A 25,770-nucleotide genomic window follows, 5' to 3' on the forward strand; every position below is an offset into this window, starting at 1 on the left:
AGTAATTTGATAATAGGATGAGAAAAGCATTGATAGTATTAGCATGTTTTCTGTTTGTTACGAATATTCTTTGTGCCCGTAGCCTGGACAAAGCGTTCCAGCTCCTGCCCCGGCCTCAATCTATAGAGGTGCTTTCGGGAAAGGGGGTGATGCATACCGATCTTAAGTTTGTCTCGGCCGCACCCGGCACGCCTGTCCCTGTATTGGGGGCGTTGACGGATGTCCTTCCCCGTGCCGGACGTGCGGGAAAGGGATTGTACCTGCAACTGTCCGGACAGAACGTTCCCGACTCGCCCGAAGGATATGTTTTGGAGGTGAATGATAAAGGGGTGACGGTGACGGCACGTACCGAAGCAGGCCTTTTCTATGGTTGCCAGACGCTGGAGCAACTGTTGGAAGACAGCCGTGATTTCGGACGGGAGATCCCGCGGATGAGGATCACCGATTATCCGGCCATCGCCTATCGCGCCGTCCATCTCGACACGAAACATCATCTGGACCGGATGGACTATTATTACCGGATGGTCGATCGGCTGGCACGCTATAAGGTGAATGCGGTTATCTGGGAACTGGAAGACAAATTGCGCTTTACCCGCCGTCCGGAAGTCGCAGCCCCGAATGCGATCAGCAAGCAGGAGATGCAGGCGCTCTGCCGGTATGCGAAGGAGCGGAATGTCGAGATCAGCCCGCTTGTGCAGGGACTCGGCCATGCCGGTTTTATCCTGAAGCATCATTGGGAATTGCGTGAGAACCCGGCCAGTGACTGGGAGTTCTGTCCGTCCGATCCGCGTACCTACGAGGTGCAGTTCGACCTTTACTTGGATGCGCTCGAAGCGATGCCGTACGGGAAGTACCTGCATGTCGGAGGGGACGAGATCACGGCGATCGGGATCGACGACCGTTGCAAGGCGACCGGCAAGACGGCTTTCGAGTTGCAGATGATCTGGTTGAAAAAGGTGTGCCGATTTGCGGTCGAGCATGGGCGCACACCGATCTTCTGGGACGATATGCCGTTGAAATATGCCGGTATCTGGGAACTTGCGCTGAGCGATAAATCCGAAGAGGAAGTGGCGGAGGTCTGGAACACCGGCAAACTGGATAAGGCGATCGATCTTTTCCCGAAAGAATGCGTGTATATGCGCTGGAAATATGAGGATGCGACGACGCCTGCCCATCGGCGCCTCCTGAAATGGTATCACGATAAAGGGTTGAAGGTGATGGGAGCGACGGCTGCTTCTGCCGGTGATTCGCCTTTCCTGCCGCGCCGGAATACCCGTTCGGAATATGTGAAAGGATTCAGCCGGTTGGTTGCCGACAACCAGTTGGAAGGAATATTGGCGACTGCCTGGGATGACGGTTCGCCGCATCTGGAAACGGTTTGGAGGGGGTTCATCGCACAGGGTGAGTTCGGCTGGAATCCGTCGGCACGAGACATCGAAGCGTTTAAAAAAGCACATGCACAGCGAGAATATGGTTTCCGCCCGGAGGATAACCGGATGGAATTTCTGGATGAACTGGAAAAGGCGATCTTTTTCTTCGACGGCGCGTTGGTGACTTCCGGACGCCGTAACCCGGCGTGGGGTGCGACTGCTTTCACATTGTTGGAGTTGCCGGACAAGACGAAACCGGGGGCTTGGAGCGAACTGTACAAGGATAAGATAGCGCAGGCGAAGATCGAGGCCGACCGTTACAAGAAGATTTCCGAAGGAATCCGGACGGCGGAGGCGGAGGCATTGCGCAATCGCTATACGCTGCGGGTCTATGAAAAGACGAACAACCTGCAGAACTATCCGGTACGCCTCATCCTGGCCTTGAACGCTTATGATACGGCCGTGGACGATGCAACCCGGAAAGCAGCGTTGGCGGAAGTCGCGGAGGTCTGCGATTATTTCGATGTCATGCGTTCCAACCTGGAATCGGTCTATTCCGAAACCCGTTTCATGGAGCAGCCCGAAGGTTTCATCTCCGACCTGAACCATCACAACCATCTGGCTTCAAAAACGAACAACAGCGATTGGTGGTATTATTACGAGATCCCGATGGTGAAGAAAGTACGCGCGTGGATGAAATAGTCCGGCAAAATGGCCAAAAAAATAATTTGGACACTTTGCCGGTCGGAAAAGCTTTCAAAAAAAAAATTTGGACGTTTCGTAGACGGCGAAATGACCAAAAAAATAATTTGGACACTTTGTATTGCTTCAAAACGTCCAAAAAAATATTTTGGGCTCGTTGAAGTGCTTCAATGGCCTTACTGGAGATTTTGGGTTCGTTGAAGTACTACGACGAAAACGAATCATCCGTTTAATGAGAAATTATAAATATTCATATCATGAAGAAAATTATATTCAGTTTCGTATTTATATGGCTTAGCCTCTCTTTATGGGCGGCCCGGCAGCCGGAGTTTTCGACAGCCGGTTTCTTCCGGCTGGACAACAGCGGGCGTGAAGTGTTTTCGTTGAATCCGGCTTGGCGCTTTTATAAAGGCGCTGCCGATGGTGCGGAAACGAAAGAGTTTAATGATAAAGACTGGACGGTCGTCTCTTTGCCGAACGGCATCGAGTATCTGCCGACCGAGGCGAGCGGTTGCATCAATTACCAGGGGGAAGTCTGGTACCGCAAGCATTTCACGCCCGATGCCGCTCTGAAAGGGAAAAAGCTTTTCCTGCATTTCGAGGCCATAATGGGTAAAAGCAAGGTGTTCGTGAACGGCAAACTGTTGACGGAACATTTCGGCGGTTACCTGCCTGTCGTGGTCGATGTGACGGACGCGCTGGATTGGAACGGCGACAATGTGATTGCCGTCTGGGCCGATAACAGCGACGACCCTTCCTATCCTCCCGGAAAGGCGCAGGATGTGTTGGACTATACCTATTTCGGCGGCATCTACCGGGATTGCTGGCTGGTCGCCCATAACAATGTGTTTATCACCGATCCCAATTATGAAAACGAGATAGCGGGAGGTGGCTTGTTTGTCGCTTTCGGGAACGTGTCGGATGAGTTGGCTGAGGTCCAACTGAAGATACAGGTACGCAACGCGACGAAGCGGTCTTTCTCCGGCGTAGTGGAATATACCTTGCTGCAACCGGATGGTACGCAGGTGGCTTATCTGAATGACAAAATCCAGGTGAAAGCCGGCAAAGCCACTACCTCTTCCGATAAGATGCTGGTGAAGCAGCCGATGCTCTGGACCCCTTCGACGCCGACCTTGTATAACCTGCTGGTGCGGGTACTCGATAAGGAGGGAAATGTGATCGACGGGTATCGTCGCCGCGTCGGAATCCGCAGTATCGAGTTTAAAGGAAAAGAGGGGTTCTACCTGAACGGCAAACCGTATGAAAAGCCGTTGATCGGAGCCAACCGCCACCAGGACTTTGCGGTTGTCGGAAACGCAGTCGCCAACAGCATCCATTGGCGGGATGCCAAGAAGCTGAAAGATGTCGGGATGGAGATTATCCGTAATGCCCACTGCCCGCAGGACCCGGCCTTTATGGATGCCTGCGACGAGTTGGGCTTGTTCGTGATCGTCAATACGCCCGGCTGGCAGTTCTGGAACGATGCGCCCGAATTTGCGCAGCGCGTGTATAGCGATATCCGCAATGTCGTGCGCCGCGACCGCAACCATCCTTGTGTCTGGTTGTGGGAACCGATCCTGAACGAGACCTGGTATCCGGCTGATTTCGCCAAGAACACCCGTGATATCGTGGATGCCGAATATCCGTATCCTTATTGCTACAGTGGAAGTGACAGCGAAGCACGCGGGCATGAGAATTTCCCGGTCTATTTTGCCCATCCTGCCAATATGCAGGATGCTTCGAAGGAGATCGATCCGTCGAAGACCTATTTCACCCGTGAGTGGGGCGACAATGTGGACGACTGGAGTTCCCACAATTCGCCGAGCCGTGTAGCCCGTAACTGGGGCGAACAGCCGATGCGTGTGCAGGCACAGCATTATGCAAGCCCTTCTTATCCGGTGACCAGCTACGATGTGCTTTACAAGCAGTCCCCGCAGCATGTCGGCGGTTGTCTCTGGCATTCGTTCGACCACCAGCGCGGCTACCATCCCGATCCGTTCTACGGTGGCTTGATGGACGTCTTCCGCCAGCCGAAATATTCTTATTATATGTTTATGGCGCAACGCCCTGCAGTGAAGGACGACCAGCTTGCCGGAAGCGGGCCGATGGTGTATATCGCCCATGAGATGACGCCCTTCTCCGGCAAGGATGTGACGGTCTATTCCAATTGCGACGAGGTGCGCCTCACGTTCAACAAGGGCGGAAAGACTTATACTTATAAGAAAGACAAGAACCGTCCGGGAATGCCTTCGCCGGTTATCACCTTCCCGGACGTTTATGATTTTATGGTCGACAAAGCTCTTTCAAGAGCTAAAAAACAGGACGATGTCTATCTGCTTGCCGAAGGTCTGGTCGATGGCAAGGTGGTGGCTACGCACAAGGTCGTGCCTGCCCGCCGCCCCGAAAAGATCCTGTTGTGGGTGGACAACGAGGGTACGGACCTGAAAGCCGATGGTTCCGATTTCGTGACGGTAGTGGCGGCCGTTGCGGATAAGAATGGGAATATCAAACGGCTGAATAACTACAACATCCGTTTCTCCATTGAGGGTGAAGGACGTTTGTTGGGTGGTTCCGGGGTACTGGCAAATCCGGCTCCCGTAAAGTGGGGGACGGCGCCTGTCCTGGTTCAGTCTACCTTGAAACCGGGTAAGATACGGATCACGGCGAGCGTCCTGTTCGAAGGCTCGCAAATGCCGGTAAGCGGTGAGTTGGTGCTCGAATCGAAGCCGGCTGCTTTCCCTCTGGTCTATGATGCTGCGGATGCCGCCCGCATCCCCATGAGCAGTGTCTCCGCCGGACAATCCGCTGTCTCCAAAACGGATGCCGAGCGGGAGGTGGAGCGTCTGCGCAAGGAACTGAACACTTTAAAACTGAAAGAGGTGGAACGGCAGCAGTCGGAGTTTGGAGAAAAAGAATAGTTTAAAATGCGGAGGTACGGAGTTAGGGGTTAAAATGAACTGGATTCTCTGTACCTTTGCGTTGAAAAGAAGTTCTTTGTGTAAAAAACGAAAATAGGTTAATAATGAAGCAAGGATTATTCGCATTAGGTATGTCGGTCGTTCTGTCGATCATGGCAGGTTGCCGGCCACAACAGGAGGAATGGAAATTGGTTTGGGAGGAGAACTTCGACCAAGAGGATCATTTCGATGAGGCTTCGTGGAGTAAGATACCGCGTGGAAAGTCGGACTGGAATAATTATATGTCGGACTTCGATTCCTGTTATGCCATGCGCGATGGCAATTTGGTTTTGCGTGGATTAGTCAATTACAGTTTGCCGGCCGACACCGCTCCGTTTATCACGGGGGGCGTCTATTCGAAGGGCAAGGTCGGCTTTTCCGACGGGCGCCTGGATATCCGTGCCAAGCTGTACGGTGCTGCCGGAGCATGGCCTGCTTTCTGGCTGTTGCCTGAAAATGAAGGTTGGCCGGATGGAGGGGAAATCGATATTATGGAACGCTTGAATAATGATACGATCGCCTACCAGACCGTTCATTCTGCCTATACCCACGTCTTGGGGATCAAAGATAATCCGAAACAGGGTAGCATCGGGCTGATCGATCGTGACGATTATAATACCTATAGTGTCGAAATGTATCGGGACAGCCTTGTTTTCTTTATCAACAATACCCGTACATTCGCCTATCCGCGTATTGAAACGGACAAAGAAGGACAGTTCCCGTTCACAGACAAAAAGTTCTATCTGCTGCTCGATATGCAGCTGGGAGGAAGCTGGGTAGGAGAAGTTGATCCCTCTGATCTGCCTGTCGAGATGGAGATCGACTGGGTGCGTTTCTATCAGAAGAAGAAATGAAAGGCATCAAGCATGGCCATTCCGAATGAAGTTTCCTTATGCTGTTGGTTTCTGGCAACAGACCCAAATATTCTTAAAGAACGAACACCGAAATCCTGAATCAATTTCTGGCTGCAAGATCTTATCAATTCAATATATTCAGTTCTTGTCTTCATTCTTTATGATTATTATCAATTGAAACAAAAGTATAAATTTGATTAGTACAAACAAAACTTTTAGCTTATAATCTGTGCGAATAGCATATTTTACTATTAAACATACTATCTTTGACGCTTGTTATTAAGTTAAATAGTTACAGTCATGTTAGATGTACAATCTATCCGGAAGGATTTCCCGATTCTGGATCATAAGATATACGATAAGCCGCTTATTTACTTCGACAACGGGGCGACAACCCAGAAGCCACGCTGTGTGGTGGAAAAGATCGAGAGCGGTTACTATAATGTGAATGCCAATATTCACCGTGGCGTTCATTTTCTGAGCCAGGCGGCGACGGAAGCCCATGAAGAAGCACGCAAGACCGTGCAACAATTCCTGAACGCCCGCTCTTCCAACGAGATTATTTTCACGCGTGGGACGACAGAGGCGATCAACCTGATCGCTTCCAGTTTTACCGACGAATGTATGTCGGCCGGCGACGAGGTGATCGTTTCGGTGATGGAACATCATTCCAATATCGTTCCCTGGCAGATACAGGCTGCCCGCAAAGGGATCACGCTAAAGGTGATCCCGATGAACGAAAAGGGCGAATTGTGTATGGATACGTTCCGCAACCTTTTTTCTGAACGGACGAAACTTGTCTCGGTTACACACGTGTCGAATGTGCTCGGTACGATCAATCCGGTAAAGGAGATCGTCGAGGAAGCCCATAATCATGAGGTCCCGGTACTGATCGACGGAGCGCAGGCCGTTCCCCATCTGAAAGTGGATGTGCAGGATCTGGATGCCGAGTTCTATGTGTTCTCCGGTCATAAGGTGTACGGCCCTACCGGTATCGGCGTCCTGTATGGCAAGGAAGAATGGCTGGACAGGCTGCCTCCATATCAGGGGGGAGGGGAGATGATTGCTTCCGTTTCCTTCGAAAAGACGACTTTCAACGAACTGCCTTTCAAGTTCGAGGCCGGAACGCCTGATTATATAGGTAGTACGGCTTTGGCGGAAGCCTTGCGTTATGTGGACCGTTTGGGGATGGATAATATCGCGGCCTATGAAGACGGGTTGCTTCGTTACGCGACCGATAAGCTGAATGCGATCGACGGCATGCGTATTTTCGGGCAGGCGGCGCATAAAGGGGCGGTACTCTCTTTCCTGGTGGGCAATATCCATCATTATGATATGGGGATGTTGTTGGACCGTTTGGGTATTGCTGTCCGCACCGGACATCATTGCGCCCAGCCGTTGATGCAGGATTTGGGAATCGAGGGAACGGTTCGGGCCTCTTTCTCGTTCTACAATACAAAAGAAGAAATAGACACTTTTGCAGCTGGTATCGAACGGGTGCGGAAGATGTTCTGAATATATTTGATGGAGTAATTGTGATGTTGTATTACCTGAAGAAATATCCGGTCTCGCTGGCGATTATCGCAGTGGTGATCTATCTCTCTTTCTTTAAACCGCCTTCTTTGGAGGTGGGCAAGATCGTGGGCATAGACAAGGTGGCTCATGTCTGCATGTATGCCGGCCTGTCCGGTATGCTGTGGATCGAGTTTCTGCGCAACCATTGCAAATACGACGATGTGTTGTGGCATGCCTGGATCGGAGCCGTCTTATGCCCGATATTGATGAGCGGGGCAATCGAACTTTTGCAGGAATACTGTACGACATATCGTGGTGGCGACTGGTTCGATTTCCTCGCGAATATTTGCGGCGTCATCCTTGCGACACTTTTCTCTTACTTTATCCTTCGTCCCCGGATGATGAAAAGAAAGGCTGGATTTCGTTAGTTTATGTGCCGTAAGAGTGTTACTTTTGTATAGTATCAAAATTCAGATGTCTCATGACTGCATTAGAATTACAAGAACGTAAAAACCGGGTGTTGGATATTTTGCAAACTTTCAACAGCGAGGAAGCTATATCTTATATGGAAGCTCTTGCCCGTAAATTAATTAAGATAGAAAAGCAGGAACAGAAGCGTCCGAATTGTTTCACTTTGGAAGAGGTAAAAGAGATGTTGAAGGAGACAAACCGGGATAAGGAAAATGGAATTTACGTTTCCGAACAGGAAATGCGTGATTTTTTTCAATCTTTTCGTTAATGGAAATCCGATCGAGCAGGCTTTTCAAGCAGCAAGTGGCTGACTTGGTCTATTATTTAAAAGTGACTTTTGGTAAACGAATTGCTTTTCGCGTTAAAAATGAGATTGAGAAAAAAGTATTCCTTTTGAAATTATTTCCTAATATGGGAGCTGTGGAGTTGCTTTTGGAAGAAGAGCCTTTAGTTTACCGTTACCTTGTTATTAAGCATAATAAGATACTTTATACGGTCGAAGAAAATTATATATTTATCCATCTGTTATGGGACTGTAGACAAGATCCTTATCATTTGATGGATTTGATAAAAGAAGTTGATTGACAATGTTACTACCCTACTTAGAAGCAAATCGTATAGAGGCCGGTTGTGATGAGGCCGGCCGTGGATGTTTGGCGGGTTCGGTCTATGCCGCAGCAGTCATCCTCCCGCCGGATTTTCATAATGAAGATTTGAATGACAGTAAGCAATTGAGCGAAAAGAAACGGTATGCGCTCCGTCCGATTATCGAGCGGGAGGCGATTGCCTGGGCTGTCGGTATTGTCACTGCTGAAGAAATCGACAAGATCAATATCCTGAAAGCCTCTTTCCTTGCCATGCACCGGGCTATCGAGCAGCTAAAGGTAAAACCGGATCATTTGCTGATCGACGGCAACCGTTTCACGCCTTATCCCGATATCAAACATACGACCGTCGTAAAAGGGGATGGCAAATATCTGAGTATCGCCGCCGCTTCCATCCTGGCGAAAACCTATCGTGACGATTATATGAACAGCCTCGATCTGGAATACCCCGCCTATCATTGGAAGGAAAACAAAGGCTATCCCACAAAAGCCCATCGCATGGCCATCCGGGAATGCGGGATAACCCCCTATCATCGCAAAACATTTACTTTACTGCCGGAACAGTTGGAATTGCAGTTCTGAACAGGGCGAAATATTATTTCTTGTATTTTATCAACATCAGAACCGGATTCGAATCTTCTTCCAATCCGGCAGCGATTTCTTTCAATTTGCCTTTCAGTTTTCCTTTTTGGTATGCTTCTACAAGTTCGTATGCCTCTAATTTCTGCACAAGTGCGATTTCATCGTTTCCGAATGTGACTTCCGATACCATCATGCTGACAGGTTGTTCAGTGGGGAAATCGGCATTGTGTACCACATATTCAAATAGAGCATTTTCTTGTTTATCATACATCAGATCGGTTCGTTTATGTCCGGTGTTGGCTACCCAATCCCATTCCGCTTTTACGGTTTGCATGAAGTAATAACGGTCTGTTATGACTGCCGGATACAGGAATATCCCAGGCTTCATCGAGCTTATGGGAGGAGTTCTGGCAATAAGGGGAACCAAGCTGAAATCTGTCCGGAGTTCATATATCTTGTCGGAAGAATCATCCATAAGTATCCAGGCATTATTGCTATGAGGAACCAATGTGCGGTTACGGATCGGCATCACAAGATTACCGCCTTTTAAAAAGACTAATGACGATACTTTCTTTTCGTATGGTAACGAAATTTCTTTCGTTATGCTTCCATCCTGTTTGGATATGACTAAAAATGGACTTACGTTTTCCTTGTCATCGATGCCGTTAATACGGCAAATAAGATTATTCCGGTCAAAATTGTATATATCCATTCCATACCACCCTTGTTGATGGTTGAAGCTTCGTTTGAAATTTCCGGACAGGTCATACACCATGATCTTTCTTCTCCAATGGTCATTGACGAAAATTTCATTGTTGTCTTCATCTAAAGTGATTCCCAAAAGGAATTGATATTCTTCGTCACCTTGACCTAAGCGATTGATCTTTTTCACGCTTTTCCCGTTTCTGTCAAAGATAAAGATATCTCCATCCGTATTGCGGTTCCTGTTTCGGACTATAATGACCTTCTTACCGACAGCATGCAACCATCCCATTGTAATAAATTCGCTACTTGTTTCCAACGGAATGTATTCGACATCCATAAAGTCCTGAAGAACCAGTTCTTTTTTCGGGTAATTGGCGGTGACATCGACAGTGATAAGATCATCTGTCGGCGGCTTGCTCTCTCCGCACCCTGCCGCCACGAGCAGAAGCATGATTAAAATGGAATATACGTTTTTCATATCTCATGGATTTAAGAAGTTTATTTTTGCTTGTGTTTCATCAGCATGATGACCGGATTGTCGTCTTCACTCAATTGGGAGGCGATTTCTTTCAACTTGCCTTTTAGCCGTCCTCTCTTGTAATCTCGGGCGAGGTCTGCCGCTTCTAAATATTGCCAGGAGGGGATGTCGCCGTTTATAGGTCTCCTTGAGTTCAGATAGGCTTGTTCCTTGTGGGTGTAGTCGCCATTGTGGACATTGCATTTATATAAAGCTCTTTCCTGTTTGTCATACATTAAATTGACGGTTGAAAATTCCATTGTCTTTTCAATTGCGACCATGAAATAGTAGCGATCGGTGAACAAGCTTGGCAAAAGAAATACTTCTGGGTTCATGGATTGGATGGAAGGGGTTCTTGCGATAAGCGGTTTCATCGTGTGGTCCGGCAAATACCGGTATAAGGTGTCTGCCGAATGTTCTGTCAAGATATACTCGTCGAAATAAGGCACGATCGGGTGTTGGGCTTGAGGAGAATAAACCATATATTGCCCCTTTACATTTTTGTCATCAATTTTGATATAGATGTTTTTCTTCTCTTTAAAAGGAATGGTGATTTCTTGGGTGATGCTGCCATCCTGTTTGGAAATGAGCATGAACGATTGTCCGTTATTACCCCGAAATGTATCATGGCAAATTAAATTGTCTTGATCGAAGTTGTACATTTCATAAAGCTCGAAATCGGTTTTGGTTGGAAGGACCCGCTTGAAGTTCCCTTCCAGGTCATAGACGTGTATTTTTTTAGCATAGCAGCTGTTCACGAATATTTCGCCTCTTTCATCGTCTAAAACGATCCTTGAGTTGGCACTGTATTCTTCGTTGCCTTGTCCTTTCCTGTTTATCTTTTTCAAGGCTTTCCCTTTTCGGTCGAAGATAAAAATGTTGCCATCGTTATTGAAGTTTGTCGCGACGATGACATTCTTGCCGACTCCCCAAAGGCTGCCCATGCAAAGAAACTCGTCCGTTGTCTCCAGAGGAATATATTCCACGTCCATGATGTCTTGCAAGATCAGTTCCTTGTAAGGATATTTAGCTGTGACATCTACTGTGATTAATTCATCTGCCGATTGCTTGTTGTCTTCGCACCCTGTCATCACGAGCAGAAGCATGATTAAAATGAAATATACGTTTTTCATACATATAGATTTAAGATGTTTATAAGACTTTAGATAGGAAGATCGTTTTTATTTTATTGAATAACAATCTACTATTTGTACACAAATCTATTTAAATTAAGTAGAAGCGAGGCATTTCTCTGGTTAAACGTTGTTAATAGACGAAAGATTGTGGGCTTGGAGTTACTTTTTCCTGTATTTTACCAACATGATTACGGCATTCGATTCTTCGTCCAGTCCGGCGGCGATTTCTTTCAGCCTGCCTTTTAGTTGCCCTTTCTCATGGGCTTCGATAAGGCTTGCAGCTTCTAAAGACTGGCAGGTAGCGATTTCATGATTGACAATGCCATTAAAACTTAATCCCAACGATACTTGTTGCTTGTTCGAGTAATCGGCATTGTAAAGGGTATATTCGAATAAAGCCTTTTCTTGCTTGTCGTAAACTAAATCCGTACTTGGAAATCCTTTGAACGTTTTGAAGTCCACCTCTTTCTTCATGGTCCGCATAAAATAATAACGGTCGGCCATGACGGTTGGGAAAAGGAATACTTTCGTTTCCATTGCATGTATGGAAGGAGTTCTTACGACAGAGGGGCTTATGCTGCCATCCGCCGAATAACGGTATATGGTATCGGAAGACGTGTTCACAAGCAACCAATCCGTATGATCCGGATAGGTCTGGTGAAACTCCGGCGACACAATGAATTCATCCTTTGTTACAATAGGTGTTTCCAGTTCTTTGAAAGGTGTGCGGATTTCACGGGCGACGCTGCCGTCTTGCTTGGAAATAAGTATATGACATGCCTTATCGTTCTCTTGAAGTGCCGGATAATTTTTATAAGTGATCAAGTGGTCCCGGTCATAATCGAACAGGTCGTTGTAGTAGCTGGTGTCCGTATATTTGAAACTTCTCTTAAAGTTTCCCGACAGGTCGTACACCAGTATTTTCCGGGTTGCATAGTCTGCGACAAACATTTCCTTTTTATCTTCATCCAAAGTAATGTAGTAGGGATATGAATATTCTTCGCCGCCCTGTCCCTTACGGTTGATTTTCCTTATGCCTTTACCTGTCTTCCTGTCAAAGACAAGAATATCCCCGTCGTTGCCTTGATTTGTAATTAGCAGGATTTCTTTGCCGATAGCTTTTACTACGCCTTTTGTGATAAATTCGTCGGTGGTTTCCAATGGGACATATTCCACATCCATAATATCCTGAAGGATCAACTCTTTTTCGGGATAGTTGGCGCTTACGTCTACCGTGATGATTTCTGTTGCTTGTTTGTTACCTTCTCCGCAGGCAGCCATCATAAGCAGGAGGATTGCTAAAAATGTATTTGTTTTTTTCATGGTATGATCATTATTTTGAATTTCTGTTTATTCTTGCATGTTCGCAAATCTACTAAAGATTCGTAAGCGCATTAGGAATCTTCCAGTTAAATGTTATTAATGGAAAGAAGGTTGTTTTTATAATTTGGGTTTCACGCTGTATAAGTCATACGGTATCAGTGTGTTATTGTGAACCCTGTGAATGCTGGGCTTCTTTTCCGGGTAAGCTGTTCAAAAAGAAGCCAGCATTCACAGGGTTCACAGTAAGTCGCTGGTGTTTATTGCGTTACAAGAGGTGTGAACCCTGTTTGTCTTTTTTTAAAAGTGGGTGAGGGGCGGTAATTATCGGCTCCTTTCCTATAAAATATAGCCTTAGGGCTAAAAATTATAGCCTATATCCTATTGGTGAAAAGGGTATAGGCTGTCTCTCGAAAGGTGCTTACTTTTTTCGAAAGCGGTGCTTACCTTTTTGGAAAGCGATGCCTGCCTTTTTGGAAAGAGGCAGGCATCGCTTTTTAAACATATATGATTCGATTATCCTTGTTCCTTGGTGCGGAATGCCAGTGCATACATGCGCATCTGCTTGACCATAGCCACCAGGCCGTTCGAGCGGGTAGGGCTGAGGTGTTCCTTCAGGCCGATCTTTTCAATGAAGTAAAGTTCGGCATCGAGTATCTCCTGCGGGGTATGGCCGGAGAGTATGCTGATCAGCAAAGAGACGATGCCCTTTACAATCACTGCGTCACTCTCGCCTTTGAACACGATCTTGCCATCCGCATAATCCGCCTGCAACCAGACACGGCTTTGGCAACCTTCGATCAGGTTGCTTTCTGTTTTGTACTTTTCATCCAAAGGGGGAAGCGAGTTACCCAAGTCTATCAGTAACGCATACTTGTCCATCCAGTCGTCGAAATCTGCAAACTCTTCGATGACGTTGTCTTGAAGTTCATTAATGCTCATCTTCTTATGATTTTTTTGAGTTATCCATTGTCAGTTCGTATATACGACTTCCAGTACTGTCTGCCCTACGGCTTTCAGCACGTTTTTGTCTATATTTCCCATGTTGTCGTTTTGTGTATGCCAATGGTCGCGGAAACCTTTGTCCGAGTTCGGATCATAGTTGATGATGTCCAGACAAGGAATGCCGGTTTCTTCAATGACCGCTTCATGGTCGTCCGTCACGCCTCCGCCGTTCGCGTTGATGAAATATTTGCCGTATCCTAAGTTACGGGCCGCTTCCCACACTTCGTCTACATAGCGGGCGGCATATTTCATGGAGATATATTCTTTATAAAAGACCGCATCTTTGGCTCCGACCATGTCGAGCAGGATACCGAATTTGGCTTTGTAGCCCAGTTTGTGCGGGTTCTTACCCCAGAAGCGGCTGCCGAGGCACCAGGTGTCGCTCGTGTCGTTGTACCTGTCTTTAGCAAATTCGGGTGTCCCGTAGTCTTCGGCATCGAAGAAGATGATGTCCACCCCTACGTTCGGAGCTTTCATTCCTATCTGGCGGGCGATCTCCAACAGGGTGCCTACGCCGCTTGCCCCGTCATCGGCGCCATCCAACGGTTTCTTATGGTTGGCCGGGTCGGGATCGTGGTCCGAATAAGGACGCGTGTCCCAGTGGGCGAAAAGCAGGATACGTTTGTCTTTGTCGGGATTGAAGGAACCGATGATGTTGCGCGATTCCAACGGAGTCCCGTCGTATGCCGTGAGCGTAGCTTCCTGTTCGTAGACTTGTGCCCCGAAACGTTTCAGCTCGGATGCCAGGTAATCGCCGCAAGCCTTGTGACCCGGCGTGTTCGGGACGCGGTAACCGAATGACACCTGTTTCTCGACATAAGCATAGGCGCTGTCCGCATCAAACGACGGGGCGGTTGTTGCCGGAGCTTTCTTCACTTCCGTGACGGGAGCCGTTGTCTCGCCGGCTCCTTTCTGACCGCATGAAAACAGGGCCATGGAGAATAATAATAAAATCAGTTTAGTCATATCTTGTCGTTTATAAGGAGTTATCGGGGGCGGATTGCGCTTTGTTCATCACGCGCAGCAGGTTGCCTCCCCATATTTTAGCAATATCGTTTTCTGTATATCCTTCTTTTAAAAGACGCATGGTGATGTTTATCAGTTCGTTGCTTGCCCGGCAACCGATCAGTTCGCCGTCACCGTCGAAGTCGGAGCCGATCCCGACATGGTTGATCCCGATCAGGTCCACGATATGGTCGATATGGCGGATCGCATCGCTCAGAGACGCTTTTTCGGCATCTTCGTTGATGAATCCTTTGTAGAGGCATATCTGTGCGACGCCACCTTGTTCGGCAAGCGCTTTCAGTTGTTCGTCCGTCAGGTTGCGCGGATGGTTGCAGAGGGCGCGGGCGGAAGAATGGGAGGCGATGATCGGGTAGGCGCTTGTTTCAAGTGCGTCATAAAAGGTACTTTCGGCGGCATGCGAGATATCGACCAATACCCCTGTCTCATTCATTTTGCGGACGACCTCTTTTCCGAAGGGGCTGAGTCCGTTCCATTCCGCATCTCCTCTTGCCGAGTCGCATAGGTCGTTGCTCCCGTTGTGGCAGAGAGTGATATAGGAAACTCCCATTTTTCGGAAACGGGTGATATTCTCGATGTCCTTGCCTATCGCATATCCGTTTTCCACGCCTAACATGATCGCTTTCTTTCCGGCAGCTTTCAGCACGTGGACTTCCTGCGGCGTGTAGGCAATACACATGCGTGTACGGTTCAACTCCATTTGCCGGTGTATTTCCTGCAGGCGGTTCATGGCGAAGTCCGTCGCTTTCAGCAGTGAAGCATCGTCTCTCGGTCCCTGTGGAATGTAGGCGACCATGATCGCCGCATCTATCAGCCCCTCTTCCATGAAAGGGAGGTTCACCTTGCCGCCTTCTTTCAACCCGATGTTGAATTCACCCGGAAAGATCATCGGGGTATCGGTATGGGAGTCGAGCGTCACGTTCCGGTGATGGATGTGTTTGGCTTCTTTGAACAGACGGGACGATTCGACATGATGCCTGAAAAGTTTCAACATCTGTTCGTCGTCGTTGGCGGCCATCGCTTCGGGATGCCATTGGACGCTGAATATTTCTTTTTCCGGATGTTCCATCGCTTCGTTGATCCCGTCGGGAGCTGTTGCCGTAGCGATAAATTCGGGAGCCGGCTCTTTGATTGCCTGATGATGGAAGGAATTGACCAAAAGTTCTTTTTCACCGTCCAGCATGGTGCGGAGCTTCGAAGGACCTTCGGCCAGCGTGACGGAATGGGAAGCCTGTTCGCGAGGAAGCGCCTGGCTGTGTTTCAGTAACTTTTGATTGTGCTGGGTATGGATATCCTGATATACGCCGCCGCCGAATGCGACGTTCAGTATCTGGTGGCCGCGGCATATCCCCATCACCGGCAGCTGGCGGTTGGTCGCCAAGCGGAGCAATATCAGGTCGTATTCATCCCGGTAGGTATCCACATCCTGTAAGGCGGGGATCGGTTCTTCCTGCATGTAAAGCGGGTTGATATCGCCACCGCCGCTCATGACCAGTCCGTCCAACCCGTTCACGATTGCCGTCAACGCTTCAATGTCCGTAATGACCGGGATCAGGACCGGTGCGCCGCCGGCTTTCAGCACCGCCTGCACGTATGTCTCTGCTATGCAGGAAAGCCCGTCTTTCCGATTGGCGGATATTCCTATACGGGGAGGTTGAAGACTTTCTTTTTTCGGAATATAATGATCTACTTCCTTGTAGAGGGCCTCTAAATTCGGACGACGGAGCTTCATGTATTTATGATTTATAATGTATGATTTCTGAATTATGATTTATAATTTATGATTTAGTATCGGTGCATAAATCATAAATTATAAATCATACATCTTTACGCGTCGATATTTGCGTATGTCGCATTCTCTTCGATGAACTCGCGGCGCGGACCGACATCTTCCCCCATCAGCATGGCGAATATCTGGTCTGCTTCGGCGGCACTGTCGATCGTGATCTGCTTCAGCGTACGGTTTTCTGGGTTCATGGTCGTATCCCACAATTGGTGGTCGTTCATTTCTCCCAAACCTTTGTATCGCTGTGTGTGAATCTGGTTTTCGTTACCGCCGCCGTATTTGTCGATGAATGCCTGGCGTTGCTGGTCGGTCCAGCAATATTCTTCCACTTTGCCTTTCTTGCACAGGTAGAGGGGAGGAGTGGCCAGATAGACATATCCGTTTTCGATCAGCGCACGCATACGGCGGAAGAAGAAGGTCAGGATCAGGGTGGCAATGTGGCTTCCGTCCACATCGGCATCGGTCATGATGATCACCTTGTGATAGCGCAGTTTACTCAGATTCAATTCTTTCGGATCTTCTTCGGTGCCGATGGTAACCCCCATTGCCCGGAAGATGTTCTGGATTTCTTCGCTTTCGAATATCTTGTGGTCCATCGCCTTTTCGACGTTCAGGATCTTACCGCGGAGTGGCAGGATCGCCTGGAAGTTACGGTCGCGTCCCTGCTTGGCCGTACCGCCTGCAGAGTCCCCTTCGACGAGGAACAACTCGCAAAGTGCGGCATCCTTAGAAGAACAGTCGGCCAGCTTGCCTGGAAGTCCGCCACCTGTCATCGGCGATTTGCGTTGTACCAGTTCGCGGGCTTTACGGGCTGCTTGGCGTGCCTGGGCTGCGAGGATCACCTTGTCGACGATTATCTTGGCTTCCTTCGGGTGTTCTTCCAAGTAGTAGCCTAATGCTTCGCCGATGGCCATGTCTACGGCGCCGGTCACTTCGTTGTTTCCCAACTTCGTCTTGGTCTGACCTTCGAACTGCGGTTCCGCCACCTTGATGGAGATGACCGCTGTCAGACCTTCGCGGAAGTCATCGCCGGAGATTTCAACCTTAGCTTTTTCAAGCAACTTGGAGTCGTCGGCATATTTTTTCAGCGTACGGGTCAAACCGCGGCGGAAACCGGCCAGGTGCGTACCTCCTTCTATGGTGTTGATGTCGTTTACATACGAAAATACGCTTTCGTTGAATGATGTGTTGTAAGTCATGGCGACTTCGACCGGAATACCCTGTTTTTCCGTAACGATATGGATCACGTCCGGGATCAGTTGCTCTTTGGAACGGTCGATGTAGCGGACAAATTCTTTCAAGCCTTCTTCCGAACGGAATATCTCGGATTTGTAGCTGCCGTCTTCCTTCACGACGCGTTTGTCTGTCAGGCTAAGTGTGATGCCGGCATTCAGGAATGCCAACTCGCGCAAACGGGTAGCCAGGATCTCGTATTTATACTCGGTCACAGAGAAGATGCTTCCGTCCGGCTTGAACAGGATAGTGGTACCGGTCACATCTGTCTCGCCGATCACTTCGATGGGATGAAGGGGCTTACCGCAGGAGAATTCCTGCATGTGGACTTTCCCGTCACGGCGTACCTCCGCTCTCAGGTAAGTGGAAAGTGCGTTTACGCAGGATACACCCACGCCGTGCAGACCTCCCGAAACCTTGTAGGAGCCTTTGTCGAACTTACCTCCCGCGTGGAGAACGGTCAATACGACTTCAAGTGCTGACACGCCTTCTTTCTCATGAATATCTACCGGGATACCACGGCCATCGTCCGTAACGGAGATGGAGTTATCTTCGTTTATCACTACGTCAACTTGGGTACAATACCCGGCCAGTGCTTCGTCAATAGAGTTGTCAACAACTTCGTATACTAAATGGTGGAGACCTTTCTCGCTGGTATCGCCAATATACATGGACGGTCTTTTACGTACTGCCTCTAACCCTTCAAGTACCTGAATACTATCCGCAGAGTACTCTGTAGAAGTATTCTTAATTTCTTCACTCATGAGTCTTTATCGTTTAAAATCTGTAATTATCTGTCTGTCTAAAAAAGCTAACAAATATAGTGAAAATAATTAACTTAGATGATATAGATAGTGTGAAAATAGTCAAATGCCGGGGGATAACAAAAAAAGAGACAAAGTTAGACTTTGTCTCTTTTTAAAAGGTAGCCCGTGGGGGAATCGAACCCCCCTTTCAAGAATGAAAATCTTGCGTCCTAACCGATAGACGAACGGGCCGTCAGGTTTAAAAAAGCCGGGCTGACCAGTCCGGCTTTATACTATATAAAGTATAATACCTTATTTTGCAAGTGCGTTGACGTGCTTTGCTAATTTGGATTTCAAGTTGCCAGCCTTATTCTTGTGAATAATGTGCTTTTTAGCAAGCTTGTCCAACATAGAGCACACCTTCGGGAACAGAACCTGAGCTTCGTTCTTGTCTTCAGTAGCACGCAGAACTCTCATTGCATTTCTTGCAGTCTTTGCATAATATCTGTTATGCAGACGTTTTGCGTTGGTCTGTCTGATTCTCTTGATAGATGACTTGTGATTTGCCATTTCTTAGCTATTCTCTTTATTTATTCTTTAATCCTGTTTATTGTAGCCCGTGGGGGAATCGAACCCCCCTTTCAAGAATGAAAATCTTGCGTCCTAACCGATAGACGAACGGGCCATCCTGTCAAAGCTCTTGCTTTTTGCTCCCGGAATTGTTGATTTCCCGATTGCGAGTGCAAAGATAGATGTTCTCTTTAAACTGACAAAATATTTGAAAGAAAAATCATTCATCTCTATCTCATTTAACATCTATTTGGAACTCATGTCTTGTAGGTGTATCTCCAATGCGTTGACGGAAATATTTATTTCCCAGATACATACGCATAACGACGCAGCCAGCAGGAGTAATCCTACTCCGAATATATAGGCGGCTATGATTTGCCACGAAATATAGATGAAGAACATCGAGACGACGCAAAAGAGCAGGCTGAGCAGCCCTAATATTTGCATCGAACGTGTCAGGTATAATCGTTTCCGCAGGTTGGCAATCTGTGCGATGTCTTTCGGATCATGTGTCTGTTGATGTTTCTCTTTCAATGTCCGTACGAGGCTCGCATACGAAATGAAGCGGTTGGTATAGGCCAGCAGGATAAGCGATACTGCCGAAAACAGCAGCGATGGGGTGGTAAGCGTGAGTTCTTGCATGTTTATATGTTCTTTAGGATGTAGTTTGTTATGTAATAAAACAAGGCGGAAAAGGAAAATGTTGTAACTTTGTTGAGCAAATTTCAGTGATATGTTGTGTAAAACGCGCGGGATTGTCCTGCATTCCATTCCGTATAATGACAAGTACTCTATTATATATATGTACACGGAGGCTTTCGGGCGTGCTTCTTATCTGGTTGCCCGCACCCGTGGGAAGAAGTCTTCTGTCTCGAAGGCGCTGTTTATGCCTCTTTCGGTAGTGGAGATGGAGGTGGAACATCTGAATAAGCGGGATTTGCATCGTATCCGTGAGACGAGACTCTGTTATCCGTTGACGGAGCTGTTCTGCAATCCGGTAAAAAATGTGCTTGCGCTTTTCCTTTCCGAGGTTCTTTTCCGCGTGGTGAAGGAGACGGAGCCGGACCCGCGGCTTTTCGAGTATTTGTCCGAGTCGATACAATTGTTGGAACTTTCTGATAAGGGAGTCGCGAATTTTCATCTGGTCTTTCTGCTGCGGCTCTTGTATTATCTGGGGATATACCCGAATGCCGATTCGTATGCGGCAGGTTCCTGTTTCGATATGCTGAATGGCGTGTTTGTCGATCGCATACCGATGCACCGTCATTATCTGAACCGTCAGGAGAGTGCGGTTTTTGCCCGGTTGCTGAAGATCAGCTTCGAGAATATGTCGTTGTATTCTTTTTCCCGTCAGGATCGTGTGAGTGTCATAAACCGTATTCTTGAATATTATCGTCTGCATTTGCCGGATTTTCCCGAAATAAAGTCCTTATCTGTCATGCAAAGTCTGTTCGATTAGCATATTGCCCTTTTAAATACTTGCCAGTTTGCGGAAAAGGTTATACTTTTGCCACACTTATTATAAAAAACGGCTCTGTAGTTCAACGGATAGAATAGAAGTTTCCTAAACTTTAGATCCGAGTTCGATTCTCGGCGGAGCTACGACAAAAAAGGCAATCGTTGCGATTGCCTTTTTTTATTACCAGTAGAATGCCTTGAAGGTCACCCGGTCTCCGTTTAGGAAACACTTTAAATATTCGTTACCTATTCGAACATCCTCGTAATAATCAGTCCCGTTTGCATATTCGACATAGAAAGAATCGAAATAGTCGTCTTCCCAGTCCCAATAAAAACTTGTTTTCAATTCGTCAGTCATACCGTCGGGATAATAGATAATTGTAAAATCTTCTCCCGTATGATCGTTATAGAAGTCGAGCCGTTGCTCGCATTCGTACCCTTTGTTATTGGTATAAAAATCAACCCAAGTATTATTGCATAATGCATCGGTCGCCCAGCCGTAATCATCATAATACGGATCATCCTCACAATTGTTGAACAAACAGAGTGCGGACAACAGAAACAATAAACCGAGTATATTCTTCTTTTTTATCATAATTCATACATTAGGCTATTCAATGACAAAGATATGAATTAAAACGATATCTATAATAGGATCGATTGAAGATATAAATACCAGATCGTATCATATTATTGGATTATCGCATTAATCTTTTCATTGATAATGTCAGTTGTCTTTTTCAACTGTTTTATGATGCTATTTTTTTCTGATTTGCCGAAGCGTATGTCAGGCAAGTAAATTCCAAGACTTGCTATAACTTTTCCTTTTTTCAGGATAGGGGTGGCCAGGCCTACTACATGGTTTTTATTCCATGAAAGTTCGATGTTCTTAGTTCGTATATCGTTTAGCAGTTGGATCAATTCGGATTTTGTTTTGACTTCCGGCCATTCTTCTTCTGTGGGCAATCCGACTTTGTCGATAAAATCATTTAACTCTTTAGGAGAATAATGAGCTAGGATCATGCGACCTGTCGTGGCTCTGTATACGGAAGACTCGTTGGTCGTGCGGACCTGGATTTCATGTGTGCATTGTGATTCGTTCAACAAAATCCTTTTATCCCCTTTTATAACAGATAATATTACAGTTTCGTTGATACTGTCACGTAGATTATCCATTGCGATTTTTGAAGCATTGACGAGTTCCGTGTTATAAGAATTGTCGCGCGTGAGTTGATAAACCATGTATCCTAACTTGTATCCTTTCTTTATGCCGGATTGCTCTACATAGTTGCGATGTACAAGAGTTTTTAGGATATTGGCGCAAGTTCCCGCATTCAATTCTACAGCAGTAGCGATTTCGGATAATCCGAACTCTTTGTCTGGCTCTTGTGCTAATATTTCGAGAATATTCATGGCTCTGTTTATAACTTGTATCATACTTCCTCGTTTTTGTTTCGTGTAATCTGATTATATAACTGACAATTAGTAAGCTTATTTGCAAAACTACAAAAAATATAGCATTAAAATAGATTTCTAAAAGTCTTTATTGTGAGCATTCGACCTAATTCTTACTATTTTAATTTGTGATAAATCAAATTTCTATTTAGCTTATCTGTTTGATCCCTTATTTTTCATTCTGGGTGACTTCTTATTCTATCCGTTCTCATGATGAAAAGTAGGCTAAGAACTATTGATTTTTCTTAATCCTATGTTTGTGATGAATTGCTATAATTTTGTATATTTGTGATTGTATTGAGAATATAACGTAAAAGCGTTTAGTGAATCCTTGTCATCGAAATCGCCAATTTCAATAATGCCACAAGGTGTAACTATTGAACGCCTGCGTCCTTATAGGCGTGGGCTATAGTTTATTTGTGGCATGGTGTTTGGCGATACCTCGATGACAAATAGGCTGTAGTTCCACGTTTTTTTATGCCTAAATCTAAGTGTGAAAAATTACTTTTTTACTATACGACTTCCTTTTATTTATTTTATATTGTAAAATATACTTTTTGTATTGTTTTAATTATGATGTTGCGAATGTATTTCGCTTTTTGCTTTAAATAGCAGTATATTTGTATGTTTAAGAGCATAAATATTGATTTTCTTACAAAAATATTTTGTGTTTTATGTTGTTGTACTTAATATTGCATTGTAAAATTTAGTTTTACAATAATAAATATCAAGTTAAACTTAATTCATGTCTTATGAAAAATCGGCAGAGTTTTTTGTTATGGATGTTGCTATTCTTTGGCAGTGTCTCGGTTTTTGCTCAGCATGCTGTAAAAGGGAAAATTACAGATGCTAAAACGAGAGAACCTTTAGTTGGTGTGAATGTTGTTTTGAAAGGTTCATCTGAATCTGGTACTATTTCGGATTTGAATGGAAATTACTCTTTGTCTGTTCCCGAATCTTCTTCTTTGATTTTTTCTTATATCGGTTATGTTACCCAAGAAATTTCAGTAAAAGGCCAATCTATCCTCAATGTCGCTTTGTCGGAAGACATGGAAGCTTTGGAGGAAGTTGTAGTAATCGGCTATGGTACAATGCGAAAGCGAGACTTGACAGGATCATTGACTCAGGTAAAAGCGGAGGATATGCAAGCCATAACGGTTCCAAATCCGATTCAGGCCTTGCAGGGACGTGTTCCAGGTGTTGTGATTACCACAAATACGGGATCGCCCGAAGGAAATTTTACGATTCGTGTCCGTGGAACTAATTCGATTAGAGGTGGTAACGATCCTTTATATGTTGTAGATGGGATGCCTGTAAATCCTTCTTCCATTAATAGCCAGGATATCGAATCGGTCGAAGTATTGAAAGATGCTTCTGCTACGGCTATTTATGGTTCTCGTGGTGCAAATGGAGTTATATTGATTACAACTAAGAAAGGGAAAACAGGGGCTACCTCTGTCACGTATGACGGCAGTTATGGCATTCAGTCTTTGATAAAGAAGATGGATATGATGGATGCTACTGAATGGGCACAGATTGTAAATGAGCAGCAATTAAATGATGTCGGGAAAGAGTATTTTACCGCTGAGCAGGTTGCCGCTTTCGGGAAAGGTGTAGATTGGCAGGATTTGGTGTATAAGGATGCGCCGATCCAGAATCATAACTTGACGATTAGCGGAGGTAATGAAAAAACTCAGGTCTTGGTCAGTGGTTCCATGATGTTGCGCGACGGTATTATCAAGCCAAGCAGTTATAATAAGTATAACTTAAGAGGGAATATTAATCATAAAATAAATGATAAATTCGATGTGGCTCTGATCATGGCGTATGCCCGGACTACTAAAGATCAGCAAAACAGTAGTGGTGGTAACCGGGGAGGTTCTGTTATCGGAGCTGCCATTTCCGCTCCTCCGTCTGTCTCTCCTTACAATGAAGATGGGAGCTATAACAATATCATGTTGTCTTATCCCTTTATGTCGAATGCTTTATATAATCCTCTGAATGTTATAAACGAACAGCGTTCAAAGGTGAAAGCGAACTTGATAAATACGAATGCAGCATTAACTTATAAACCCATAAAGGGTTTATCGTTGAAAGCTTCTATCGGCGTTGAAAATCTGGATTATCGAACCGATTCATATACGACATCCAAATATTTATATGGTTCGAATAGTGCATCTGTCAGCCAAAATACGGAAACCACGATTATTAATGAAAATATTGCCAATTATAATATAACGATTGCTGAAGACCACCGCTTGGATTTTACGGGTGGTTTTACTTACCAGCAATATGAAGGACGCTCCATGAGCGTTAGTGGAAGCGGTTTCATTAGTGATGTGCCTGAAAGTGATCAATTGGGGGCTGCTTCTGCATTTGGAACACCGGGGACAAGTTATTCAAAATGGGTATTGATGTCTTATTTGGCTCGTGCCAACTATTCTTACAAAGGCAAATATATTGCCACAGTCAGTTTTCGTGCGGACGGTTCTTCCCGGTATAGCGAAGGTAACAAGTGGGGATATTTTCCTTCTGCAGCACTCGCGTGGCGTATTTCGGATGAAGGTTTTCTGAAAGATGTTGAACAATTGTCAGATTTGAAAGTGCGTGTTGGTTATGGTGAAACCGGTTCTACAGCTATTAACTCTTATGCAACTCTGAATATGTTGAGCCAGGGAAAAGCTCCTGTGAATGGTGGCGTTTCGACTTATTATGCTGCCAGTACGACATTACCTTCTGATCTGAAATGGGAGACGACTGCTCAGTGGAATGTCGGCGTTGATTTGAGTTTGTTTAATTCCAGGCTGCGCGTTACTGCCGATTATTATCAAAAGATGACAAGAGATTTGCTGAACTCGGTAGCTTTGCCGGCTTCTACCGGTTATGATACAACGATCAAGAATATTGGCAAAATGAGTAATAAGGGTATAGAGCTTTTGGTAGAAGGTGAAGTTTCCCAAACAAAAGATTTTTCGTGGACTTTGTCTGCCAATTTTGCACTTAACCGTAATAAGGTTGTGAAATTGTACGGAGGCAAAGATGTTTATGGTAGCCGTGTAGGATTGTCTTACATTGAAGATTTTATAAATCTGGTTCGTGAAGGTGAGCCTTTAGGCGTTTTTTATACCTATAAGGAAGACGGGTATGATGAAGATGGCAATTTGAAATATGTAGACCGTGATGGAAATGGTGTCTTGAATAATGATGATAAATTTATTACAGGTGATCCGAATCCCGACTTTACATATGGCCTTAATTCTGATATCCGTTTTAAAAATTTTGAATTTTCTTTCTTCTTCCAGGGGAGTCAGGGTAATGACGTCTTTAATGTTGCCGAGACCGCAAACTTGGATCAGGGTATGGGACTGAACCTGAAAAGAGATGTGCTATATAGTCATTGGAGCTCCAATAATACTGAGGCTCAGAATATGGTGGCAAAATATCCTAAAATTACGCGTAAATTGAATATGAACTATTCCGACCGATATGTTGAGAATGGTTCGTACTTGCGGTTGAAAAACATCTCGTTAGGGTATAATTTGCCCGTATCGAAATGGGCTGTAGGTAGTTGGTTGAAAGGCGTAAAGGTTTATGTAAGTACCCAGAATATCCTGACTATTACAAGTTATTCGGGACGTGATCCGGAAGTTAGTTCATGGGGCGGCGGTGTAAACTCCGGTCTGGACTATCTGACCTATCCGAATGTAAAAAGTGTAACGTTTGGCGCAAAAGTCCAATTTTAGTTAAATCCTTAAAAAGA

The 25,770-nt window shown here is 45.9% G+C and carries 21 protein-coding genes and 3 tRNA genes; 11 read left to right on the forward strand and 13 right to left on the reverse strand.

Annotation, left to right across the window (positions count from 1 at the left end; translation table 11 throughout):
- The first annotated feature begins 17 nt into the window (after window positions 1-17).
- The 8 genes from ACW6QF_RS04065 to ACW6QF_RS04100 all read left to right on the forward strand — a co-directional run bounded on the left by ACW6QF_RS04065 (window position 18) and on the right by ACW6QF_RS04100 (window position 9,056).
- Window positions 18-2,072, forward strand: coding sequence for a family 20 glycosylhydrolase (locus ACW6QF_RS04065; protein WP_456086915.1), 2,055 nt, complete (start codon window positions 18-20; stop codon window positions 2,070-2,072).
- A gap of 257 nt (window positions 2,073-2,329) precedes the next feature.
- Window positions 2,330-4,990 carry a glycoside hydrolase family 2 TIM barrel-domain containing protein gene (locus ACW6QF_RS04070; RefSeq protein WP_456086916.1) on the forward strand — a complete coding sequence of 887 codons (2,661 nt, stop codon included), beginning with the start codon at window positions 2,330-2,332 and terminating at the stop codon, window positions 4,988-4,990.
- A gap of 104 nt (window positions 4,991-5,094) precedes the next feature.
- Window positions 5,095-5,883, forward strand: a complete 789-nt coding sequence (locus ACW6QF_RS04075; RefSeq protein WP_456086917.1) for a glycoside hydrolase family 16 protein — start codon at window positions 5,095-5,097, stop codon at window positions 5,881-5,883.
- 300 nt (window positions 5,884-6,183) lie between these two features.
- On the forward strand, window positions 6,184-7,398 hold the full coding sequence (locus tag ACW6QF_RS04080; RefSeq protein WP_456086918.1) for an aminotransferase class V-fold PLP-dependent enzyme: 1,215 nt from the start codon (window positions 6,184-6,186) through the stop codon (window positions 7,396-7,398).
- Between the two features lie 23 nt (window positions 7,399-7,421).
- Window positions 7,422-7,826 carry a VanZ family protein gene (locus tag ACW6QF_RS04085; RefSeq protein WP_298550045.1) on the forward strand — a complete coding sequence of 135 codons (405 nt, stop codon included), beginning with the start codon at window positions 7,422-7,424 and terminating at the stop codon, window positions 7,824-7,826.
- 53 nt (window positions 7,827-7,879) lie between these two features.
- Window positions 7,880-8,137 (forward strand): hypothetical protein, encoded by a 258-nt coding sequence (locus ACW6QF_RS04090; RefSeq protein ID WP_298550028.1) that lies wholly within the window; start codon window positions 7,880-7,882, stop codon window positions 8,135-8,137.
- Entirely contained in the window at window positions 8,137-8,454 is a 318-nt protein-coding gene (locus ACW6QF_RS04095) for a type II toxin-antitoxin system RelE/ParE family toxin (protein WP_298550026.1), read from the forward strand. Before ACW6QF_RS04090 ends, ACW6QF_RS04095 begins: the two co-directional genes overlap by 1 nt.
- A gap of 2 nt (window positions 8,455-8,456) precedes the next feature.
- The gene (locus tag ACW6QF_RS04100; protein WP_456086919.1) at window positions 8,457-9,056 is read left to right on the forward strand and encodes a ribonuclease HII; all 600 of its coding nucleotides are present in this window, start codon (window positions 8,457-8,459) and stop codon (window positions 9,054-9,056) included.
- Window positions 9,057-9,069: 13 nt separating this feature from the next.
- Here the strand turns inward: ACW6QF_RS04100 and ACW6QF_RS04105 are convergent, their stop codons facing one another.
- From ACW6QF_RS04105 to ACW6QF_RS04155, 11 genes are all read right to left on the reverse strand, one after another.
- The gene (locus tag ACW6QF_RS04105; RefSeq protein ID WP_456086920.1) at window positions 9,070-10,239 is read right to left on the reverse strand and encodes a 6-bladed beta-propeller; all 1,170 of its coding nucleotides are present in this window, start codon (window positions 10,237-10,239) and stop codon (window positions 9,070-9,072) included.
- Window positions 10,240-10,259: 20 nt separating this feature from the next.
- Window positions 10,260-11,411, reverse strand: coding sequence for a 6-bladed beta-propeller (locus ACW6QF_RS04110; protein ID WP_456086921.1), 1,152 nt, complete (start codon window positions 11,409-11,411; stop codon window positions 10,260-10,262).
- A gap of 162 nt (window positions 11,412-11,573) precedes the next feature.
- Window positions 11,574-12,737: a 6-bladed beta-propeller gene (locus ACW6QF_RS04115; protein WP_186929978.1), complete on the reverse strand. Its 1,164-nt coding sequence runs from the start codon at window positions 12,735-12,737 to the stop codon at window positions 11,574-11,576.
- A 513-nt stretch (window positions 12,738-13,250) separates the two neighbouring features.
- Window positions 13,251-13,676: a SufE family protein gene (locus ACW6QF_RS04120; protein ID WP_456086922.1), complete on the reverse strand. Its 426-nt coding sequence runs from the start codon at window positions 13,674-13,676 to the stop codon at window positions 13,251-13,253.
- A 30-nt stretch (window positions 13,677-13,706) separates the two neighbouring features.
- On the reverse strand, window positions 13,707-14,705 hold the full coding sequence (locus ACW6QF_RS04125; RefSeq protein ID WP_298550016.1) for a M28 family peptidase: 999 nt from the start codon (window positions 14,703-14,705) through the stop codon (window positions 13,707-13,709).
- A 10-nt stretch (window positions 14,706-14,715) separates the two neighbouring features.
- Entirely contained in the window at window positions 14,716-16,494 is a 1,779-nt protein-coding gene (locus ACW6QF_RS04130) for a membrane dipeptidase (protein ID WP_456086923.1), read from the reverse strand.
- A 95-nt stretch (window positions 16,495-16,589) separates the two neighbouring features.
- Window positions 16,590-18,545 (reverse strand): DNA topoisomerase (ATP-hydrolyzing) subunit B, encoded by a 1,956-nt coding sequence (gene gyrB / locus ACW6QF_RS04135; RefSeq protein WP_298550012.1) that lies wholly within the window; start codon window positions 18,543-18,545, stop codon window positions 16,590-16,592.
- 162 nt (window positions 18,546-18,707) lie between these two features.
- A tRNA-Glu gene (locus tag ACW6QF_RS04140) sits at window positions 18,708-18,779 on the reverse strand.
- 60 nt (window positions 18,780-18,839) lie between these two features.
- On the reverse strand, window positions 18,840-19,097 hold the full coding sequence (gene rpsT / locus ACW6QF_RS04145; RefSeq protein ID WP_005637528.1) for a 30S ribosomal protein S20: 258 nt from the start codon (window positions 19,095-19,097) through the stop codon (window positions 18,840-18,842).
- A 43-nt stretch (window positions 19,098-19,140) separates the two neighbouring features.
- Window positions 19,141-19,212: transfer RNA gene (locus ACW6QF_RS04150), tRNA-Glu, on the reverse strand.
- Between the two features lie 131 nt (window positions 19,213-19,343).
- Window positions 19,344-19,739 carry a DUF2721 domain-containing protein gene (locus ACW6QF_RS04155; RefSeq protein ID WP_298550008.1) on the reverse strand — a complete coding sequence of 132 codons (396 nt, stop codon included), beginning with the start codon at window positions 19,737-19,739 and terminating at the stop codon, window positions 19,344-19,346.
- Between the two features lie 91 nt (window positions 19,740-19,830).
- Here ACW6QF_RS04155 and recO point away from each other — a divergent pair, with 91 nt between their 5' ends.
- Both recO and ACW6QF_RS04165 read left to right on the forward strand, forming a co-directional pair.
- Window positions 19,831-20,556: a DNA repair protein RecO gene (gene recO / locus ACW6QF_RS04160; protein ID WP_456086924.1), complete on the forward strand. Its 726-nt coding sequence runs from the start codon at window positions 19,831-19,833 to the stop codon at window positions 20,554-20,556.
- 71 nt (window positions 20,557-20,627) lie between these two features.
- Window positions 20,628-20,699: transfer RNA gene (locus ACW6QF_RS04165), tRNA-Arg, on the forward strand.
- Window positions 20,700-20,736: 37 nt separating this feature from the next.
- On the opposite strand, the gene ACW6QF_RS04170 is transcribed toward ACW6QF_RS04165, so the two are convergent.
- The gene (locus ACW6QF_RS04170) at window positions 20,737-21,150 is read right to left on the reverse strand and encodes a hypothetical protein (RefSeq protein WP_456086925.1); all 414 of its coding nucleotides are present in this window, start codon (window positions 21,148-21,150) and stop codon (window positions 20,737-20,739) included.
- Window positions 21,151-21,245: 95 nt separating this feature from the next.
- On the reverse strand, window positions 21,246-21,992 hold the full coding sequence (locus ACW6QF_RS04175) for an IclR family transcriptional regulator (protein WP_298550743.1): 747 nt from the start codon (window positions 21,990-21,992) through the stop codon (window positions 21,246-21,248).
- Window positions 21,993-22,762: 770 nt separating this feature from the next.
- Here ACW6QF_RS04175 and ACW6QF_RS04180 point away from each other — a divergent pair.
- Window positions 22,763-25,753, forward strand: coding sequence for a SusC/RagA family TonB-linked outer membrane protein (locus ACW6QF_RS04180; RefSeq protein WP_456086926.1), 2,991 nt, complete (start codon window positions 22,763-22,765; stop codon window positions 25,751-25,753).
- The last annotated feature ends 17 nt before the right edge of the window (window positions 25,754-25,770 follow it).

The sequence above is a fragment of the Parabacteroides sp. genome (assembly GCF_977054455.1).